Source organism: Flavobacterium aquidurense (assembly GCF_002217195.1).
Taxonomy (GTDB): domain Bacteria; phylum Bacteroidota; class Bacteroidia; order Flavobacteriales; family Flavobacteriaceae; genus Flavobacterium; species Flavobacterium frigidimaris.
In genome coordinates, this window is the sequence record NZ_MUGR01000004.1 from 34,413 (window position 1) to 55,252 (window position 20,840).

Sequence of the window (20,840 nt, forward strand, 5' to 3'; positions counted from 1 at the left end):
TTTTTATTATAAACTTACATTTAATCCAACTGATATCACTTTAGCACGTGGTGTACCATTCACATCTACTCCAGATGTTTCCATTTCTGGATTTATACCTTTATACTTTGTAATTAACCAGATATTTTGCGCCTGAACAAAGAATCTAAAGTTATCTACTCCTATTTTGTCCATTACTAACTTAGGTAATGTATATCCTAAACTGATGTTATCAAGTGAGATAAAATCACCTTTTTCAACAAAACGCGTAGTGGCATTTCCTGAAAGATTTGTAAATGTATTAGAACTAGCAATTAATCTTGGTGTCCATCCGTCTCCAGGATTATCAACACTTTGCCATCTTCCTAATATCTCAGTACCATTATTGTTGAAATTTTGATTCATTAATTCTCTTCTGGTTGCGTTGAAAACTTTATTTCCTCCACTAAATCTAAACATGAAACCAAAATCAAGATTTTTATACTTCATAGTAGATGAAAAAGAGCCATAATATGTAGGCAATGTATTTCCTAAAATAGTTTTATCAGCAGTTCCTAAAGATGCTCCTGTAGCTACGTTAGCAGGATTAGCAGGGTCATAAACAGCATAGGTTGTTGTACTAAGATTTCCTTGTACTAAACTACCATCAGCTTTGTAATAAACCGGATTACCATTTGCTGTGTTAACGCCCCAATATCTGTACCCATATAAAGAGTTAATTGATTCTCCTTCTTTGATAATAATGTTAGGTGCAATATTTGTATCTGTAGATGAACCACCTACAATTGGTTGCCCACCATACAAAGCGGTAACTTTATTTTTAGTAAAAGTCACGTTAGAAGATACATCCCACTTGAAATTTGCATTATTGATAGCTTTGAAAGTTACTGCAAATTCATATCCCTGATTGTACATTTTACCAACGTTTTGATTGATTGTATTGTTTGGAATACCAATAGATGGAGGTGTTGGTGCGGCCAAAACTAAATTATCAATATCATTTTTATAATAATCAAATGCCACAGTCAAACGATTGTTGAACAATCCTAAATCTACACCAAAGTCAACTTTACTTGAAGTTTCCCATTGTAATAAAGGATTTCCGAATTGATAATAACCAATACCATTTGAACCTGCGTATGGAGAACCAATTGTAAGATCTTTTGAAGGATAAGATGCTCCGTTTAAAACATCAACATTACCCACTTCAGAATAAGAACCTCTGAATTTCAAATCAGAAACTACACTGTTAATTCCTTCCATAAACCCTTCTTTAGAAACTGTCCAACCTGCAGAAACTCCAGGGAAATTATGGTATCTAACATCCGATTCAAACTGAGAAATTCCGTCACGTCTTAGAGATCCCTGAATAAAATATTTCTCTTTGTAGTTGTATGTCACGCGACCTAAGTATGATATAATTCCTTTTTCTAGAATACCACCACCCGTATCTTTAGTATTAAAACTATTATTTACTAAGTTCTTATCAAAGAAGTCACTTATAATATCACTTCCCTGACCCCATAATGTTTTATCTTGTGATTTTTGATACTCAGCTACCCCTGTTACACCAAGATTATGATCTTCAGCAAAAGTATGCTTGTAATTCAAAATATTTTGCCAGTTCCATCTCAAAAGATTTCTATTCTCCTGGTACACATATCCATTAAATGAACGTCCGTCTCCATGAATAGGATTCCAGTAATAAAAGCCATCTGTTGAAGCATTATCTGCACTTACTTGTAATTTATAACTTAAGTCAGAAGTAATTTTTGCATTTGCAAATACACTTGCAATAATTCTTGTTGTTGTTGATTTATATTTATTATGATCCAAAACATACATAATATTTGTAATAGCATCTCCCACAGCAGCTAAGTTATCCCACTGACCAACAGCAGCATTACCTGGTGCAAGATTATATCCAGTTGGATCAAGAGCATCATAAATTGGTGTGTTTGGCAATTGTCTGATTGTATTAAAAATATTACCTGACAATCCACTTGCATTACTATTCAAACCATTATACTCTGTTCTGTTCACATTTAAATTGGTCCCAAAACTTAACCATCTGTTGATATCCTGATCAATATTCGCTCTAATCGAATATTTTTTCATACTATTTGATAAATTGATACCATCTAAATCAGTAAGTCCTAAAGACAAATAATATTTTGTTTTCTCAGAACCTCCACTAAAATTAAGATTATGGGTTGTTTGAGGAGCATTTCTTAAAACAGCACTTTGCCAATCTGTATTATATGTATTTCCTACAGCCCAAGGAGTTAGTCCTGCATTCGATCTTTTCTCATTAGAGATAGTAATGAAATCCGGAGTTTGCAATAAATCGTATTTTTTAGCTGCACTAGCAACACCAAAAACACTTGAATAACTTACTTTTAAAGAACCTTTTTTTCCGCTTTTAGTAGTAATCAAGATAACACCATTAGCAGCTCTGGAACCATAAATAGCTGTCGCGGCACCATCCTTTAAGATATCGAAAGATTCAATATCTTCCGGGTTGATATCTGCTAAACCATTTGTAGCTGAAACACCACCAATATCTCCAGAATAAATAGGAATACCATCTACAACAATTAAAGGCTCTGTACTTCCGGAAATAGATCCAATACCTCTAATTCTAATTTTTGGAGCAGCGCCAAGAAGACCTGTATTAGTTAAAACCTGAACTCCTGTTGCTCTACCTGCTAAAACTCCCTCAAAACTTGGAGTAACTAAATTAGCAATGTCACTTCCGGCAATTTTAGAAATAGAACCCGTAACTTCTTTTCTCTTTTGCACACCGTAACCAACAACAACAACCTCATTCATCAATTGAGCTTCTGACTCCAATTGAACATTGACATTGTTTGATGTTCCAACAGTAGCTTCTTTATTATTCATACCTACGTATGAAAATATTAAAACATCTCCAGTTTTTGCTTTCACCGAATAACTTCCGTCGAAATCTGTCTGGGTACTTACTTTAGTTCCCCTTACGAGAACATTTACTCCCGGAATGACGCCTGTTTTATCAGAAACCTTTCCAGTAACAGTTCTTTCCTGAGCGAAAGAAAACTGCATAGACAACGCCACTAATAGCGTACAAATCCATTGTAATTTTAATTTCATTTTAGTTTATTTTGAATTAGTATGCAACAAACATCATAATTATTTCTTAAAAAACCAAAATATTTTAACTTATTTTTAATCTAAATAATTAAACATATATCAATTTATACCATTAAAAACATTAATTTCAATCGTTTTAATAAAAAAATTCCTTGTTTTATGCATAAATTTCAAATTTAATCAAAATCAATATTTAACATTTAATTAACATTTACCAAGATCAATCAGTAAACCTCCCAAAAAAGAATATCTATTTTTACGAACATCATCAAAATAAACAGGTTATTTACTTTTTTGACAAATCCATAATTATTATTAAAGAATTGAAAAGAAATATTTTATAATATTTGTATCTCAAAAAAAACAAAAAATGCTTGCAAAAAATTTCTCGGGTTTTAATTTAGAAACAGGAACAGATGAAGCCGGCAGAGGGTGTCTGGCAGGTCCTGTAACTGCAGCGGCTGTAATATTACCTGCTGATTTTGAAAATTTGATTTTAAATGACAGTAAACAATTGTCTGAAAAGACAAGAGTATTTTTAAAACCCATTATCGAACAACATGCCATTTGTTTTTCTGTTACACACTTACATCCCAAAGAAATTGACGAGATAAATATCTTAAATGCATCGATGAAGGGAATGCAGGAATGTATCCTGAAACTACATCAGGTTCCTGAATTTATTATTGTGGATGGTAATCGTTTACTGAATGCAAAACTTGGACTGAAAAATACTTTTGGCAGGCAGTTTTCAAAAAAAGAAATCGAATTACTAAAATCTATTCCCAATCAGAGTATCATAAAAGGAGATTCTAAATACATCAGCATTGCTGCAGCTTCTGTTCTGGCAAAAACGTATCGTGATGAATATATGGATCAAATTCATGAAGAGTTTCCCATGTACAACTGGAAACAGAATAAAGGATACCCAACGAAAGAGCATCGTGAGGCTATTAGAAAATACGGTACAACAAAATACCACCGAATGAGTTTCAGGCTTTTGCCGGACCAACTTGAATTGAATTTTGAATGATTAAATGACTTATATAATCGACAAGCCATTTAATCATTCAAGATTTAACTTTTTTATTTTTTACTTTTTAAGAACTCAGCAAACTGCTTGGTATCAAAATAAAATGGTCTGATGGCAATAATTTTTCCATTTTTTAAATCAATATGTTCTGAGATTGGCATAGAAAGTGTTTTCCCTGATTTTTTTGCTTTGCACTTTATTGTAAAATAAATAATCACTTCATTTTTAGTTGCATCACTAAAATAAACAGGTTCTTTTTCTACTTGCATATCAAGAAATTCAGTTGACTTTATAAACATTTTCATCCATTCATTAAAACCAACATAAGTACCTCCGTAAGGCAATCCTTCTGCCTGACTATAAATTGCACCTTCTTCTATTAATGGCGCCATTGTAGTAAAATCCCTTGTTTTAAAAAGACTCTCATAGTATTGTGCTACAACTTTAAAATTATCAGTTTCAATATTTTTTAAAACTTCTGATTCTGACAAAGCAGCAGCTGAATCCCAAAAACCAATAATTTTACTCACCTGTCCTTTACCATTTAGTCTGGCAAAATCACGACCTGCCATTATAAGCTTATTTTTTGAATCTAAAATTTTCCAATCCCAGCTTACATAATTGTCTTTTACTACTTTAGAACCGGAAGTTACTATAGTAGCATCGGGAAATTTTTTATAAAATTCATTGATAACGTTATTGAAAGGGGTCACTCCTTTTATAGATGCCGAAGGATCCTCAAAAGTACTTTCTTCCAGCCAGATTGTCTTTATTATTTTTAATCTTGCATCGCTATTACGCTCTGACCAGGCTTTTTCATAAACCAAAATCGGATATAATTTATCTTTTTTTTGAGCAAAAAGACTATTAAGCATAAAAAAGAAACAAATAAAGTAGATTTTTCTCATAAGATATTTAATTAGATTTGGTTAAAACTTTTATTAGAAGGATTGAACCAAATTTAGCATAAAAAACCATACAATAATTATCCTTTTTATAATTTGGCGGCACAAAACAGAAACATCTTTAGTGAACTTAAAGATCATTTTTTTTTGATTTAAAGAAAGAAGATTGAGTTGCTTCGATTTTAATGCGAACGATAGATTTAAATGCTGAAGGAACAGCAATTCGATAATTGTCGTTCTCTTCAGCATTTTCTATACTATGGATATTTTATGAGCTTTTTAAACAAATTCTGCCTCAAACAAATGAGTCAAATGTTTTATGATTTTGGCTTTTACCTCGTATTCATCGACTTTCTCCACCCCAAGTTCTACTTGCAATGAAGTAACTCCTTTTCCGCGAATTCCACACGGGATAATGTTATCAAAATATCCTAAATCTACGTTTACGTTTAAGGCAAATCCGTGCATGGTTACCCAACGCGATGCGCGTACGCCAAGCGCACAAATTTTGCGTGCAAATGGAGTTCCTGCATCGAGCCATACTCCTGTTTCCCCTTCGCTTCTGCCGCATTTTAAGCCGTATTCTTCTAAAGTCAGAATTATGGCTTCCTCCAGAAAACGCAAATATTTATGAATATCGGTAAAGAAATTTTCCAGATCCAGAATAGGATAACCTACAATTTGTCCCGGCCCGTGATACGTGATGTCGCCGCCACGATTGATTTTATAAAAGGTTGCGCCTTTGGCTTCGAGTTGCTTTTCGTTTAATAATAAATTTTCCAAATCACCACTTTTACCTAAAGTATAAACATGCGGATGTTCTACAAAAAGCAAATAATTGGGAGTTGGCAAATCGAGTTCTTCTCTCCTGTTTTTGATTTTTAAGTCGACTATGTCTTTAAAGATTTCTTCCTGATATTCCCAGGTCGATTTATAGTCTTTACTTCCTAAATCCTGAAGTTGAATTTTTTTATTCATTTTAATTATTTCTCAAACTCAACATCAAAGTTAAGTTTTTCAGGATTCTCCATATAATCCGTGAATGGGTATTGAATTGTAATTGATTTTCGATCTTCACTAAACAAAGCATTTGGGTTTGATACTTTTTTGATTCGTTTAGGAAAATGATATTTTATGATATAATTCGATGAAGCAAAAATCATTTTAGACATATCTGCGGCAGAGTCTTTTGCTTTCGCCGCTAATTTTTGTTTATCTATTACTGCTTTACGTGTAAATTTCTTACCGTCATAAGTATAACTTAGCTTACTGCTATTGTCTCCCAGGCCACCTCCAAAAGGTGATGAAGAATTTGCACCTCCTTCTAATTTTTGAAGTGCACTTAAAGCCTGCACCGCATCTTGTAGTTCATTTACGTTTTTAAAATCAGTAGAAAGTGTCATTAAAAACTCTTTTTTTTCTGCGTTCATTTTGGTATTTACTACAAAATTCTCCAGCTTTTTAAGTTCTTTTTGAGCTTCAGGAGATAATTTAGAGATACTGTCTTTTTTGTCTTCGAACAATTGTTTAAAGGTAAAAGTAGAATCTACATTTTTCTTAGCATCCGATCCCATTTGGTCACCAAGCTGATCGCCTGCCATTGCCATTAAAGAGGAACCATCCATGTCTACAGAAAATTTTCCGGTTCCGTTATCGTTTACATAAATATTTTCGGTTAGAGTACAACTTGTTAATGTTGCTAATACAAAACAAAAACTAAGTAACTTGTATAATTTCATAATGGCTAATTTTTTATCAAAGATACGAAGACTATTTTATTTTTTAAGATTCTAAGAAACTAAGGTTCTAAGATACTAAGACGACACTACTGAAGGTCTTTTTGCTCTAAAACCACTTCCAGATTCGTTATTTCCGGATTTTGTAAACAATCTGAAAGTTGAAATTGCAATGTCATTGTTTTTTTTATCTGAGCTAATAATCGCTTTTTCGTTTGAGACCGATTTTATTGCTCTTGGAAAATGATATTTTAAAGTATAAGATTGCGCCAATTTATACTTAGCATACATTTTTTTTCTTTCTTCCAGCATTTTTTTGTCCTTATCAAACTTTTGCTGATCAACAATTAGAAGATTTCTTTTGAAAGTAAAACCATCGAAAGTATATTTTATTTTAAAAGATTCTTTTGAAACCGGATAATTTTCTTTTAAAGAATTTGCCAAACTAAGACTTTCATAAAGATTAGGTATTTCTTCTATTTTTTTAAAGTCAGAAGAAATTACATTAAAATTTTCCATTTGAACCGGATCCACTTTAATATGCATTTTTACATTGGCATGTTCCTGAAACAATGCCTGGTCAGATTTATTAAATTTTGCAAAAGTTGCTGCATACTTTGTTATATAATCCTGAAAAACAAATATTGAATCTTTAAATTTTTCAGAATCAGAATAAGGACGTCCTAATTGCAAATAACTATTTTCGTCGCGTAATTGAAAAACTTCAATAGTGCCGCTTCCGTCCGGATTGATGTTTATCGTTTCTGTAACCTGACAGCTTGTGAGGAGCATTATAATTAGTAAGGCTGATATGTATTTCATTTTCTAAAACTTGTGAGAAGCTAAGATACTCCGATTTCCAATTAATTTCTTACAAAAATATTTATTTAGTCAAAATTGACCGATGACGTTCCCACTAAATTGTCTTTTAAAAACTTAAATTTCTACTCTAGCCCCGATAGAAATGAAAATCCTTTTGTGCCGATGTTCGGCATAAAAGATTGAAATGAATAGCGGGACAAAAGGTCTTTGAAATGCAATAAATTACTGCTTCAAAAAATCTAAAACCTGCATTCTGAAATCTACATTCTTTTCTTTATCTTTGCACACTTAAAAAAGAGCACAAAATGGCATTATCAGAACAAGAAATCATCCGAAGAGAAAAACTTCAAAACTTACGCAACTTAGGAATCAATCCTTATCCAGCTAATCTTTTTCCTGTAAATCATACTTCAAAGCAAATAAAGGAGTCGTTTGAAGAGGGTAAGAAGGTTATTGTTGCCGGACGTTTGATGAGTGTTAGAGATCAGGGTAAAGCTTGTTTTGCTGAATTACAGGATAGCGAAGGACGTATACAATTGTACGTGAATCGTGATGTTTTATGCGAAGGTGACGATAAAACTTTATACAACACGGTATTTAAAAAACTAACTGATTTAGGTGACTTTATTGGTGTTGAAGGGGAATTGTTTACCACAAAAGTGGGCGCGCAATGTATTCGTGTTGACGGATTTACTTTCCTGAGTAAAACATTACGTCCGTTGCCTTTACCAAAAGTTGATGAAGAAGGAAATGTACACGATGCTTTTAATGACCCGGAATTACGTTACAGAATGCGTTATGTAGATTTAACAGTGAATCCGCAGGTTAAAGAAAACTTTATCAAACGTACAAAGTTATATACTGCAATGCGTGGTTATTTTAACGATGCAGGATATCTTGAAGTTGAAACTCCGGTTTTACAATCGATTCCTGGTGGAGCTGCAGCGAGACCTTTTACGACGCATCATAATTCGCTTGATATTCCGCTTTATATGCGTATTGCAAACGAATTGTATTTGAAAAGATTAATTGTTGGTGGATTTGACGGTGTTTATGAATTCTCGAAAAACTTTAGAAATGAAGGTATGGACAGAACACATAATCCTGAATTTACCGCTATGGAAATATATGTAGCCTACAAAGACTACAACTGGATGATGGAATTTGCTGAAGGTTTGCTTGAGCATTGTGCCATTGCTGTAAACGGAACCAGCGAAGTTACTTTTGGTGAACACCAAATTAACTTTAAAGCGCCTTACGCTCGTGTTACAATGACAGATTCTATCAAACATTTTACCGGTTTTGATATCTCTGGAAAAAGCGAAGAAGAATTGTTCGAAGCTGCCAGAGGAATGGGAATTGACGTTGATAAAACAATGGGGAAAGGAAAATTGATTGATGAGATTTTTGGCGCTAAATGCGAAGGGAATTATATTCAGCCAACTTTTATTACTGATTATCCTAAAGAAATGTCGCCTCTTTGTAAAGAGCACCGCGATAATCCAGATCTTACTGAACGTTTTGAATTGATGGTTTGTGGTAAAGAAATTGCAAATGCTTATTCTGAACTAAATGACCCAATTGATCAGCGTGAGCGTTTTGAAGACCAAATGCGTTTGGCTGAAAAAGGTGATGATGAAGCAAATGGAGTTATTGATGAAGATTTTTTAAGAGCATTAGAATATGGTATGCCGCCAACATCCGGAATGGGAATTGGTATGGACCGTTTGATTATGTACTTAACAAACAACGCATCGATTCAGGAAGTTTTATTGTTCCCGCAAATGCGTCCGGAGAAAAAACAAGCTCAGATTGAATTGTCTGATGAAGAAAAATTTATCGTAGATTTATTGAAAGGAAATGAAAACAAAATGGATCTTCAGCAACTAAAAATTACTGCGAATTTAAGCGGTAAAAAATGGGATGCTTCTATGAAAAACTTATCTAAACACGGTTTGACGAAAGTGGCTGTTGAAGGTGAGTTTAAGTTTGTGGAATTGGTGGAGTAGATTCTTTAAAAATTCCAATTTTTAAAAATTGCTTCGCCTGTTCGCTAACGCTCGGGTCCAAATTCCAAAATTGGTGTCTAATAATATTCAAACCCGACAGGTTTTAAAACCTGTCGGGTTTTATGTCTAAAATACTGCCCCGATGCCTCTAATTATTATTATATTTTCGACATTTATCTGCTATCAAATTTACTTTCAAAAAGTTATTGCTAAAAAGATTCCTTCAAAGAGAAAACAAAAAATTTTCAGAATATTAAAAGTTCGATTTCAAGGATTAAAAGAAAATAACCTTGGTTTTTTTGAATATCAAATAGACAATAAAAACATCTTATTTGAATATAAAACTATTCGCAATAAAAATAACTTTTCAAACATTCTAAAAATATACCTTGATATTTCAAATATTGAAGACGATATTAAAAAGCTATGTAAAATTCATTTTTATTGTTCAAATATTGACAATCGGGATTGGGTAGGATTACATGTAAAGGCATTTTATGGTTCCCTAAATAATTTAGCTAAAAATTCAGATAAAACTCTTCATGAAATAATTTCAGATACCGAAACTTATATTTCAATAAAAAGGGCTGAACGAGATAAAAAATAGTTTTTCTAAACCCGACAGATTTCAATCTGAACCGCCCCCAAAAAGTCAGACACTATTTGTGGGCATTAGTACATTAAAACGAATACTTCTCTAATTTCTTTCCCTGAATATCTAAAACCTTCGTACTTTCCTTAGGAGCCTCGCCTTTCCAAACTTCCTGAACGGATGGGTTTGAAGGATATTTTCCGTTTTTCATTTTTAGAAGATGAAATTTTCCTCCAGTCTCAAATATAAGATCATAAAATTTATCGGATACTGAAGTGGCAACCAAAATTGGAAAATCAGTTACAGTAAACCTGTTAATTACACTTCCATCATTATTTAGGATATATCCGGTGCAACCTCCGCTTCCACAAAAATAAGGATTAGAGAAACCAACGAAATATTCGTCTTTTTTATCATTATTCAAATCGAAAGCTTCGTAGTAAAAGAATCTGTCGTCTTTTGTCATTGCCGGAAGATCTGTCTTTAATAGAATATTCAATTGTTTACGAATCAAGTCGACTGCTTTGTCCTCTTTTGCTGGTGCATCGCTTACATCTGCAGTTCCGGCAACGGTTTTTGATAAGGTATCTTCGGCAATTGTTTTGATTACACTATTTGAGTCGGTTTTATCTTTGTTTTGGCATGAGATCATTCCCAGAATCATAACTGCCACTAAAATTTTATTTTTCATATTTTTTCTTTTTAAAGTTCAACATTCATCCTAAACAAGTAAAGCTGCTTTATTCTCAATATCATTATGGGTTAGCAAAGATTTTATATTATTGAAAGTGACCAAAGCAATCTGAGTTAAAGCTTCGTTGGTAAAAAAGGCCTGATGCGCTGTAACCAAAACATTCGGAAAACTCATTAAACGCTGAATTGCATCGTCCTGAATAATATCAGCAGAGAGATCTCTGAAGAATAGTTTTTCTTCCTGCTCGTAAACATCGATTCCGAGATAACCAATTTTACCTTCTTTTAAACCTTCAATTACAGAAGAAGTTTCTATTAATCCGCCACGGCTTGTATTGATAATCATTACGCTATCTTTCATTTCATCGATAGACTTTTTATTAATGATATGCTTGGTTTGTTCATTTAATGGGCAATGCAATGAGATAATATCGCTCGATTTGAAGATTTCTTCTATAGAGACAAACTTTACTCCGTCTTTTTCCATCTCCGGATTCGTTACAATATCATAAGCCAAAACTTTACATCCAAAACCTAAAGCGATTTTTGCAAAAGCTTTCCCTATATTTCCCGTTCCAATGATTCCGATTGTTTTTCCGAACAAATCAAAACCTAATAATCCGTTTAGCGAAAAATTTTGCTCTCTGACCCTGTTGTACGCTTTATGTGTTTTTCTGTTTAAAGTTAAAATCATCGCAATAGCGTGCTCTGCAACAGCCTGAGGTGAATATGCCGGAACACGACATACTTTTACGTTATATTTTTTTGCTGCTTCAAGATCGACGTTATTGAAACCGGCACAACGCAACGCAATAATTTTCACGCCTTTTTCTGCCAATTGTTTAATCACTGTCTCGTTTACGATATCGTTCACAAAAACGCAAACGATAGTCGCATTTTCGATCAAAATAACGGTCTGAGGATTTAGCTGTGTTTCAAAAAAATCCAATTCAAAACCAAACTCAATATTATGCTTGTTGAAGAAAGCTTTGTCATAAGGCTGTGTTGAAAAAAAGGCGATTTTATTATTATTATTATTATTGGGTGTGGTATTTAAGCTCATAAAAGTTGTTTTTATTTCCTGACTTGAAGTTTTACTAAATTACGGAATTAATCCTGAAGTAAATTTCTGATCCTAAAAAAATCAGTTTATTTTAGATATTCCTTGCCATGCACCATAATAATTCCTTCTTTTGGATATAAAACAGAGACATCATAACCTAAACTTTTAAGGACTTCTAAACCATCAATAGAAGCGAGTTTATTTTTCCCGTCCCATCCCATTTTCAAACCATATAAAATAAACTCTCTACTATATTTAGGCCTGTTCAAGTTTACAAATTCTTCTTCTTTGGTTGCTAATTTAGTTAGCTTTATACCTGTTTTTAAAGGGTTTCCGGCATACAAATCTTCCCAGGTAGTAAAATTAATTTTCAACGGGGTTTGTTTATAATTTTCTAAGAATACCGTTATTTCAAATGTTGCGATCTCTGTATTAAGTCCAAATCCCGTTACGCATTTGTAGAGATAAACATTTTCTTCAACAATAATTTTTCTTAGTGTCATGAGATATTATTTATGCTCTGAATTTTAAGTGATCTGTACTAAAAAGCAATCCAATACCGCTGTAAGGATCTCTTTTTAAATCATAAAAATTAGTGACTCCTTCTAAATCTGTATATAAATCTGCGATTATCGAAGAAGGCTAAAACCCATCTATGGTATGATTGATAATAGTGTCTGACAAACAGGTTAGTTCTTTTGTACTATTTGTAACACCTACATTATTTCCCGTTTCCCAATCCCAAATAATCCAATCCCAATTGTGTTTTTTATGAAGACAATCCATCCATAAATAAGAGAGGTTCTTAATTTTTATCTTTCCTAATTCTTTCGTTTTCCAATATTCTACACTTTCTATTATCACTTCTATAGTAGCGGCAGTGTGACCATAAACAAAATCAGGATTTGAAATCTGAATAATTTTTATAGCATCCGCTATTTTAGTCTCAATTGTTTTTAATTCCTTTTCATTAGGATTTCTTAAAAAAGCAAACTCAATATCTATTCGTTCAAAAATACTTCCCTCGGGCTGTGCAAGCATTTCTAACGGAATACATTTTAAATTAGAATTTTCATCAAGAAACTCTCCCTTTGGATCAAAAGAAAAATTCGCATCTTCATAAAAGCCGGAGCAATATCTTTCTTCTATTTCTTTTATCAGCTTATAATGCCCATAATTTCCACCTCCTTTTATTTCATCTTCGTTTTTAAACCTGCAAAAATAATCTGGCTGTAACATCCAGTATAAACAAAGCGCAGTGCCCTTATCCAGATATTTTTGTTTGATAACCCATTCAAAAGGTTCAATTCCGTCGTCATAATTCCAATGCTGTACAAATTGATGCAATTCCGAAGCAGTCAATTTTTGATACGACATTTCATAATTTACAGCTTTAAGAACACGGTTTTTATTTTTCTTATTGAATGATTCTTGCATACTTTTCTTTTGTTATTCTATTTTCAAAATCCTAAAAGCATAGCAAATTTAAAACCTATTCGTGTAAAAACCATTATGATCAAATATAATTTACAACAATTAAAAGTACGATAGATCCTCTATAATATTAAGAGATAATTTTTCGTTTTGTTAAATAATTATATAATTCTGATAATCAGATTAAACCTATTGTTTTTTATAAAGTCTAATTGGCATAACAATTAAAGAACGTACATCATGAAAAAACTATTTATCGCAGCTTTGTTATTCGTTGGAGTAGCAAGTTTTGCACAAGACGCAGATCAAAAACCTACTCGTCAGCAAAGAGAAAAATTAACTCCGGAACAACGAAATGAGAAACATTTGCAAAAACTGACTACTGATTTAAATTTAGATACCAGTCAGCAAGCTCAGGTTAAACAACTTTTAGCTGAAAGAAGTGCAAAAGCAGACAAATTAAGAGAGGAACGAAAAGACCGAAAAGACAGTAATGTAAAACTTACTGCGGCGGAAAAAGAAGCTTTCAAAAAACAAATGGTTGCCGAAAAAGATGCCAACGATGCAAAAATGAAAGCTGTCTTAAATACAGATCAGTACAAAAAATGGACGTCTATGCAGGAAGAAAACAAAGACAAGACCAGAGAGAAAATGAAAGAGTATCAAAAAGATAAAGAATAATTATAATTTGTAAGGAGAGGCTACTTAAGCCTCTTTTTTATTTCAAAGACAAATTATGCTTTTGTTAATAGTTTTAGTTAATTAAAAGATAAATCTGACAAGACAATTAAACGTAGCAAAGTTCTTGAAGTCTAATGGGTATAAACCTTTAAAAAAACGAATTATGAAAAAATTATTTATCGCAGCTTTATTGTTCGTTGGAATAGTAAGTTTTGCGCAGGACGTCAAGCAAAAACCGACACGTGATCAAAGAGAAAATTTAACTCCCGAACAGCGTAACGAGAAACATTTGCAAAAATTAACTTCTGAATTGAGTTTAGATAAAAAACAACAGGATCAGGTAAAACAATTATTAGCTGAAAGAAGCACTAAAGCAGAAAAGTTTAAAGATGCCCGAAAAGACAGCAAAACAAAACCAACTGCTGAAGAAAGAGAAGCTTTTAAAAAACAAATAGAAACTGAAAGAGCTGCAAACGATGCTAAAATGAAAGCTATTTTAAATGCCGATCAGTATACGAAATGGACAGCTCTTAAAAAAGAGCATAAAGATCGCAACAGAAAAGGGGATCACAAAGGCAAAAGAGATATGAAATCTCCGCAGGAACGCGATCAGGCACGTCTGCAAAAATTAACAACTGATTTAAGTTTAAATACTGATCAGCAAAAACAAATTGGTGAACTTTTATCTGACAGAAGCACCAAAATGGCAATGCTTGAAAAAAGCCGAAGAGATACAGGAATAAAACCAACTGCAGCTGATAAAGAGGCCATAAAAAAACAAATGACCGAAGATCACAACGCTTTTGATACAAAAATGAAATCTATTTTGAATGCAGATCAATATAAAAAATGGACTGCGATTCAAAAAGAGCGTAAGGATAAAATGAAAGATCACCGAAAAGATAAAATGTAATTGAGATCAAAAAAAGAGGCTGTCCGAAAAGTAATTTCGGGCAGTTTTTTTTTGTTTTACACATTGATTTTTCTTATATTTAAGTACTAAAATCAATGATTATGCAGCCAGTTTTTAAGCCTCATTCGGTTCACCAGCAAGATCTTTTTCCATTGAATTTAAATGATCTGATCCCAGAGAATCATTCTGCCCGATTAATAGACAGTGTTGTTGAACAGTTGGAAATTTCCGAGATTATATCACAGTTTAAAGGCGGTGGAAGATCCAGCTACCATCCTAAGATGTTATTGAAAATATTGTTTTACGGATATCTCAATAATACCTATTCCAGCCGAAAGCTGGCTAGAGCCGTGAAGGAGAATATATATTTTATGTGGCTCTCGGGAGGACTTCAGCCGGATTTTAGAACTATCAATGACTTTAGAGGAAAAAAATTAAAAGGGAATATCGAAAAACTTTTCAGCCAGGTCGTTCTGATGATGGTAGATTTAGAGCTCATTAGCCTGGAGAGACAATTTATTGATGGTACTAAAATAGAAGCCAACGCACATAAATACAGCTTTGTGTGGAAGAAAGCAGTTGAAAAACATAAAGACAGGCTTCAGGGAAAAATCGATGCTGTTCTGGCAGATATTGGTCAGGCTATCGAGTCAGACATTATGCATACTGATAACCAAACTGATACCAAGGTAGACAGTAAGAAATTAGAAGAAAAAATACACGAGATCAACCAAAGTGAAAAAAAGCAGAAGCTGAGTAAACAGCAGAACAAATCACTTCAAAAACTCGAGAAAGAACAGCTTGTAAAACTTAAAGAATATGAGAAACATCTCGAAATTCTGGGGGATAGAAACAGTTATTCGAAAACCGATACCGATGCTACTTTTATGCGCATGAAAGAAGATCATATGGGCAACGGACAATTAAAAGCGGGTTATAATATTCAGATTTCTACAGAAAATCAAATTATTACACATTACTCCACCCACCAGACTTCTACTGATTTTACCACATTAAAGACTCACTTAGAAGGATTCAAAAGCAACTACGGCAAACAATCTGCAAAAGTTATAGCCGATGCGGGCTATGGAAGTGAGGAAAATTATCAACTCCTTGAAGACAAAGAAATTGATTTTTTTGTTCCCTACAACATGTACCGTATCGAAGAGACCCGTAAGCATAAAAACAATTTATTCCACGCACAAAACCTGTTTCATAATAATGAGCAAGACTTTTTGGTTTGTCCAATGGGGCAGCAAATGCCTCGTATCTTTACTAAGAAATCAAAAACTACAACTGGTTTTGAACAGTATCATTCGGTATATGAGGCTTTAAATTGCGCAGGATGTCCTCTGCGGGGGCAATGCTTTAAAGCTAAGGGGAACAGACGGATAGAAATTAATCACAATCTTCAAAGACTGAAATTCAAGGCAAGAGAGAATTTAGAAAGTGAATTGGGCAGGGAAATTTATAGTAAAAGATGTATTGAACCAGAGCCGGTTTTTGGTAACATCAAGCAAAACAAAGGATTTAAAAGATTTACACTTACCAAAACAGCCAAAGTAAATACTGAATTTGGCCTGATTGCTATTGCTCACAACTTTTCTAAATGGATCGCTAAAATCCGTTTGGGCAATTTTAACCTCATTTTTGATCTCGTAGAAGCTTTAGAAAAGTTTATAGAAGACCATTTTAGCCCAAATTTACATTTTTCAAGAAACACTCTGTAAATTTACTAGTATAATAAAAGAAAGAGGTCGTCTTTTCAGACAACCTCTTCACTATGTATTTTCTTATTTCGGGTTTAAAATCAAATCGATTCGCTTGATACAATCTTCATAATGGTATTTTGTTTCTGTATTTACGGGTCTTGATTTTGCTGCTAAAAGTGTAGTTTTTAATGCAGTCAATTCGCCACGAACCAAAGCCCTGACATCAGATTGTGCTACATTGTAATATACTGTCGATCTATCTGTTGATTTAATTTCTTCAGTCATTAAAGCCCCCATTCTGTCAATATAACCGCGTTGCAAATTTCTTCTGTATATTGTTACATTCGCTGGCGTAGCCGTCTCTTTCCAGATTCCTTTTCGTGTATCTCTTAATAAATCCAAAGCTTTATAAGTATCTGCACCCAGGATTTCATTATCCATTAATCGACCAATTCGGCCAATACTCAATAAATTATTTAAATGTCGAACCTGCAAAGCTCTAAATCTTTCTGTGTAACCTGCAACGTCTGTATTCTTTAAAGTATTTACGTTTACGATCCAGGTTGGCGAAGCAAAAGCATTGGTTTGAAGCCAGTTCATTGCTTCTATTTGTTTCGCTTTTGGAACCACTTCATAAATGTTCCCGACTTGATTTGGCTTTTTAGTATTTTCATAAACTCCACCAACATTGGTTACAACATGACCTACATATCTGCTCCAAACATCCAGCATTTCTTTATACAATTCATCTAAATCTCCATAATTATTGGTCACATTACTTGTCCATTCATTTAAATGACTGGCTACATATTCCAGATTTTTAAGTCCGTAAGAACTTGCTTTCATCGAATTATTACCAATATCTTCTGTTTGCGAAGTTGGGTCAAAAGCACTGCTTTGTTTCCCAAACTTAAAAACAGGATTTCCTGCTTTCTCTAAAATCCATTTGTCTAAAACCGAAACTTCATCTTCAGGAGACTTAGCATTCGGAATTACTCTATATCCCCAATTCAAAGCATAATGATCATACGCTCCCATTTTACGAATAAAGCGAATATTTTTATCTCCGGGCTGAGCAATATAATTAAAACGAGCATAATCCATAATACTTGCAGAGATTCCGTTTTCTTGCGTAAAATCTCCATTTCTGTAACTCTCAACATCATAAGCACAACTTGCACCCATATTATGAGGAAATCCTAAAGCGTGGCCTACTTCATGAGCAATTACCATTCGCATCATTTCTCCCATTTCTTCATCACTGGTTTGTAAAGTTCTGGCGGAAGGATTTGCTGCTCCGGTTTCGAGCAAGTAGCGGTTCCTGTACGAACGTAAATGATTGTGATACCAGATAACATCACTTTCGATAATTTCTCCGGTTCTTGGGTCAGATACACTTGGACCAACGGCATTTCGAGTTGTACTCGCTACATAACGAATCACCGAATAGCGAATATCTTCAGGACTAAAATCAGGATCTTCTTCTTTTGTTGGAGCATCTTTGGCAATAATGGCATTTTTAAAACCCGCAGCTTCAAAAGGTTTTTGCCATTCTTCAATTCCTTGTTTGATATATTTTCTTAATTTTTCAGGCGTTGCAGGATCTAAATAATAAACAATTGGTTTTATTGGTTCAACCAATTCTCCCCTGTTATAAGCTTCGGGATCTTGAGGTTCTAATCTCCAGCGACGAATGTATGTTTTAAGGTCAGATTTTAATTCCGTACTTCCATAATCATATTGACTTACAGTAAACCATCCCACTCTGGGATCTGCAAATCTTGGCTTCATTGGCACTTCGGGTAATAAAACCATAGATTGATTCATCTGTATACTTATTGATTCTGTATCTTCTAACATCGACGGCTTCGAAGCATTATAAGTCATATCCTGAATTACTTCGATATTCATAGGAAAGCTTTTAATGGTATTAATAAAACTTCTCGAATCATCAAGTCCTTTTACTTTATACATTTCGCGCATTTCTGCCGATATTCCGCTGATGGCTTTGACGTCTGTACTGTAAAATTTAGTTACATCAATAACTGTATTTGCTGAATCTTTGCTAAAAGCTACAATATCAAAAGCAAATAATGTAGGCTCATAATTGTTTGATTTTACCGAAATACTAATAGGCAAAGTATCATTGGCAACTGCATTATATGATTTTGATTTGATAAGAATTTTATCCTGAAAACGCTGCCATACTATTAATTGTTCGTTAGTTTCAGAACCGGCGTTTACATATCCTCCGCCTAAATTTGAAGGTAATTTTGAAAGTCTGCTTACTAAAAGCATGTCTTTATCTAAATACTTATTTGGAATCTCGAAGTAGTATTTTTTATCGACTTTATGAACGGTAAAAAGCCCTTCGTCAGAAATAGCATTTTTAGTAATAACTTTACTGTATTCTTTTATTCCAGATTCTGATTTTTTCTCAGGTGGCGTAACGGCAGATTCTACTTCTTTGGATTTCTTTTTGTTTGATTGTGCAAATTGTTGTGTAGAGAACAGCATAAAAAATGCCATTGTAATAAAAATGAAAAATTTATTCATTTCTTATAAGTTTAGTGATTATTCAATAAACAAAAATAATTTTTATTCTAATTTTAGAAGAAAAAAATAACATATTAACTTTTCATTAACTAATTCCCAAACTAAAACAAAAAAAGGCTCAGCTCTAATAAAAAAGCTAAACCTTAAATTGAAAAAAATATATTAAAATTTAAAATGTCTTCGAAACTTTATCAATCGCATTAATCGTAAAATCCAGATCGTCGTAGGTTAATGCATCTGTAATAAACCAGGTTTCATAAGCAGATGGCGCAATATAAACACCTTCGTTCAATAAACCGTGAAAGAATTTCTTAAATGTTTCATTATCTCCTTTTGCAGCCGTTTGAAAATCAACAACCGGGCTTGCATCAAAATGAACAGAAATCATAGAGCCTACTCTATTGATGGTAAAAACAACATTATTCGCCTTTAAAACCCTGTCAATTCCTGCTTCCAGATAAGCTGTTTTCTCTTCTAAACGGGTAAAAACAGCACGATCATTATCTAATGCCTGTAACATTGCCAATCCTGCCGCCATTGCTAACGGATTTCCTGATAATGTTCCTGCCTGATAAACCGGACCAAGTGGTGCCAGATAATTCATGATTTCTTCTCGCGCAGCAAAAGCACCAACCGGTAAACCTCCGCCAATTACTTTCCCGAAAGTTACAATATCAGCATTGATATTATACAATTCCTGAACTCCCCCGCGAGCCAAACGGAAACCTGTCATTACTTCATCAAAAATCAGTAAAATTCCGTTTGTAGTACACAGCTCTCTTAGTCCTTCTAAAAACCCTTTTTGAGGAGGGATACAACCCATATTTCCGGCAACTGCTTCGATAATAATCGCTGCAATCTCCCCTTTATTGGCCCCGATCAAAGTTTTTACATTCTCTAAATCATTGTATTTCGCCAACAAAGTATCTTTTGCAGTTCCTTCTGTAACTCCCGGGCTATTTGGAGATCCAAAAGTTACGGCTCCACTTCCGGCCTGAATCAAAAATGAATCAGAATGTCCGTGGTAGCAACCTGCAAATTTGATAATTTTATCTCTTTTTGTAAATCCGCGTGCCAGACGAATTGCACTCATACACGCTTCTGTACCAGAATTTACAAATCTTATTTTATCAATATTCGGAACCATAGAAACCGCCAAAGCTGCAATTTGAGTTTCTAATTCTGTTGGCATTCCAAATGAAGTTCCCAATTTTGCTTTTTCTATTACAGCATCAACAACTGGCTGATACGCATGACCTAAAACCATTGGTCCCCATGAATTGATGTAATCTATTAATTTATTTCCGTCCTCGTCATACAAATAAGCACCTTTGGCACTTTTTACAAAAATAGGAGTTCCCCCAACTGCTTTAAAGGCTCTAACTGGTGAATTTACTCCTCCCGGAATCACTTTTTCTGCTTCAGCAAAAAGCTGACTACTTCTTTTATATATCATTTTAGATTTTAGATTTTAGAGTTCTGATTTTAGATGATAAACTATGAACTCTATTTTAAAATTTGAATTTTAGATTTTTGAATACTTTCAAACTGAGACTGAAAACCGGCACTCAAAACTAAAA

At 33.6% G+C, this 20,840-nt stretch carries 17 protein-coding genes; 6 read left to right on the forward strand and 11 right to left on the reverse strand.

From position 1 onward, the window contains the following. Positions 1-6: 6 nt before the first annotated feature. On the reverse strand, positions 7-3,111 hold the full coding sequence (locus tag B0A67_RS02710) for a SusC/RagA family TonB-linked outer membrane protein (protein WP_072959453.1): 3,105 nt from the start codon (positions 3,109-3,111) through the stop codon (positions 7-9). A gap of 370 nt (positions 3,112-3,481) precedes the next feature. Here B0A67_RS02710 and B0A67_RS02715 point away from each other — a divergent pair, with 370 nt between their 5' ends. Further along, positions 3,482-4,144, forward strand: a complete 663-nt coding sequence (locus B0A67_RS02715) for a ribonuclease HII (RefSeq protein ID WP_072959456.1) — start codon at positions 3,482-3,484, stop codon at positions 4,142-4,144. A 53-nt stretch (positions 4,145-4,197) separates the two neighbouring features. On the opposite strand, the gene B0A67_RS02720 is transcribed toward B0A67_RS02715, so the two are convergent. From B0A67_RS02720 to B0A67_RS02735, 4 genes are all read right to left on the reverse strand, one after another. Continuing rightward, on the reverse strand, positions 4,198-5,052 hold the full coding sequence (locus tag B0A67_RS02720; RefSeq protein ID WP_089069504.1) for a nuclear transport factor 2 family protein: 855 nt from the start codon (positions 5,050-5,052) through the stop codon (positions 4,198-4,200). A 276-nt stretch (positions 5,053-5,328) separates the two neighbouring features. Continuing rightward, positions 5,329-6,027, reverse strand: a complete 699-nt coding sequence (gene lipB / locus B0A67_RS02725; protein WP_072959463.1) for a lipoyl(octanoyl) transferase LipB — start codon at positions 6,025-6,027, stop codon at positions 5,329-5,331. Between the two features lie 5 nt (positions 6,028-6,032). Next, a complete protein-coding gene (locus B0A67_RS02730; protein ID WP_072959467.1) occupies positions 6,033-6,788 on the reverse strand; it encodes a hypothetical protein in 756 nt (251 codons plus the stop codon). A 75-nt stretch (positions 6,789-6,863) separates the two neighbouring features. Next, complete coding sequence (locus tag B0A67_RS02735) at positions 6,864-7,607, reverse strand: hypothetical protein (protein WP_242670915.1); 744 nt, start codon at positions 7,605-7,607, stop codon at positions 6,864-6,866. Positions 7,608-7,912: 305 nt separating this feature from the next. On the opposite strand from B0A67_RS02735, the gene lysS reads away from it, so the two are divergent. Beyond that, positions 7,913-9,616 (forward strand): lysine--tRNA ligase, encoded by a 1,704-nt coding sequence (lysS, locus tag B0A67_RS02740; protein WP_072959470.1) that lies wholly within the window; start codon positions 7,913-7,915, stop codon positions 9,614-9,616. A gap of 142 nt (positions 9,617-9,758) precedes the next feature. Beyond that, on the forward strand, positions 9,759-10,223 hold the full coding sequence (locus B0A67_RS02745; RefSeq protein WP_072959473.1) for a hypothetical protein: 465 nt from the start codon (positions 9,759-9,761) through the stop codon (positions 10,221-10,223). A gap of 73 nt (positions 10,224-10,296) precedes the next feature. Here the strand turns inward: B0A67_RS02745 and B0A67_RS02750 are convergent, their stop codons facing one another. The 4 genes from B0A67_RS02750 to B0A67_RS02765 form a co-directional block, all read right to left on the reverse strand. Further along, positions 10,297-10,899, reverse strand: a complete 603-nt coding sequence (locus B0A67_RS02750; RefSeq protein ID WP_072959477.1) for a hypothetical protein — start codon at positions 10,897-10,899, stop codon at positions 10,297-10,299. 30 nt (positions 10,900-10,929) lie between these two features. After that, the gene (locus B0A67_RS02755) at positions 10,930-11,964 is read right to left on the reverse strand and encodes a 2-hydroxyacid dehydrogenase (RefSeq protein WP_072959481.1); all 1,035 of its coding nucleotides are present in this window, start codon (positions 11,962-11,964) and stop codon (positions 10,930-10,932) included. An 86-nt stretch (positions 11,965-12,050) separates the two neighbouring features. Further along, positions 12,051-12,467: a hypothetical protein gene (locus B0A67_RS02760; RefSeq protein WP_072959485.1), complete on the reverse strand. Its 417-nt coding sequence runs from the start codon at positions 12,465-12,467 to the stop codon at positions 12,051-12,053. Positions 12,468-12,606: 139 nt separating this feature from the next. Then, complete coding sequence (locus B0A67_RS02765; protein WP_072959488.1) at positions 12,607-13,401, reverse strand: DUF4274 domain-containing protein; 795 nt, start codon at positions 13,399-13,401, stop codon at positions 12,607-12,609. A 237-nt stretch (positions 13,402-13,638) separates the two neighbouring features. Here B0A67_RS02765 and B0A67_RS02770 point away from each other — a divergent pair, with 237 nt between their 5' ends. The 3 genes from B0A67_RS02770 (at position 13,639) to B0A67_RS02780 (ending at position 16,722) form a co-directional block, all read left to right on the forward strand. Further along, positions 13,639-14,079 carry a hypothetical protein gene (locus tag B0A67_RS02770; RefSeq protein WP_072959491.1) on the forward strand — a complete coding sequence of 147 codons (441 nt, stop codon included), beginning with the start codon at positions 13,639-13,641 and terminating at the stop codon, positions 14,077-14,079. Between the two features lie 163 nt (positions 14,080-14,242). Further along, positions 14,243-14,992 (forward strand): hypothetical protein, encoded by a 750-nt coding sequence (locus B0A67_RS25140; protein ID WP_242670916.1) that lies wholly within the window; start codon positions 14,243-14,245, stop codon positions 14,990-14,992. Positions 14,993-15,093: 101 nt separating this feature from the next. Next, positions 15,094-16,722: an IS1182 family transposase gene (locus B0A67_RS02780; protein WP_207557303.1), complete on the forward strand. Its 1,629-nt coding sequence runs from the start codon at positions 15,094-15,096 to the stop codon at positions 16,720-16,722. Positions 16,723-16,785: 63 nt separating this feature from the next. Here the strand turns inward: B0A67_RS02780 and B0A67_RS02785 are convergent, their stop codons facing one another. Then, on the reverse strand, positions 16,786-19,260 hold the full coding sequence (locus tag B0A67_RS02785; protein WP_072959498.1) for a zinc-dependent metalloprotease: 2,475 nt from the start codon (positions 19,258-19,260) through the stop codon (positions 16,786-16,788). Between the two features lie 169 nt (positions 19,261-19,429). Continuing rightward, positions 19,430-20,716 carry a glutamate-1-semialdehyde 2,1-aminomutase gene (gene hemL / locus B0A67_RS02790; RefSeq protein WP_072959502.1) on the reverse strand — a complete coding sequence of 429 codons (1,287 nt, stop codon included), beginning with the start codon at positions 20,714-20,716 and terminating at the stop codon, positions 19,430-19,432. Positions 20,717-20,840 lie beyond the last annotated feature (124 nt).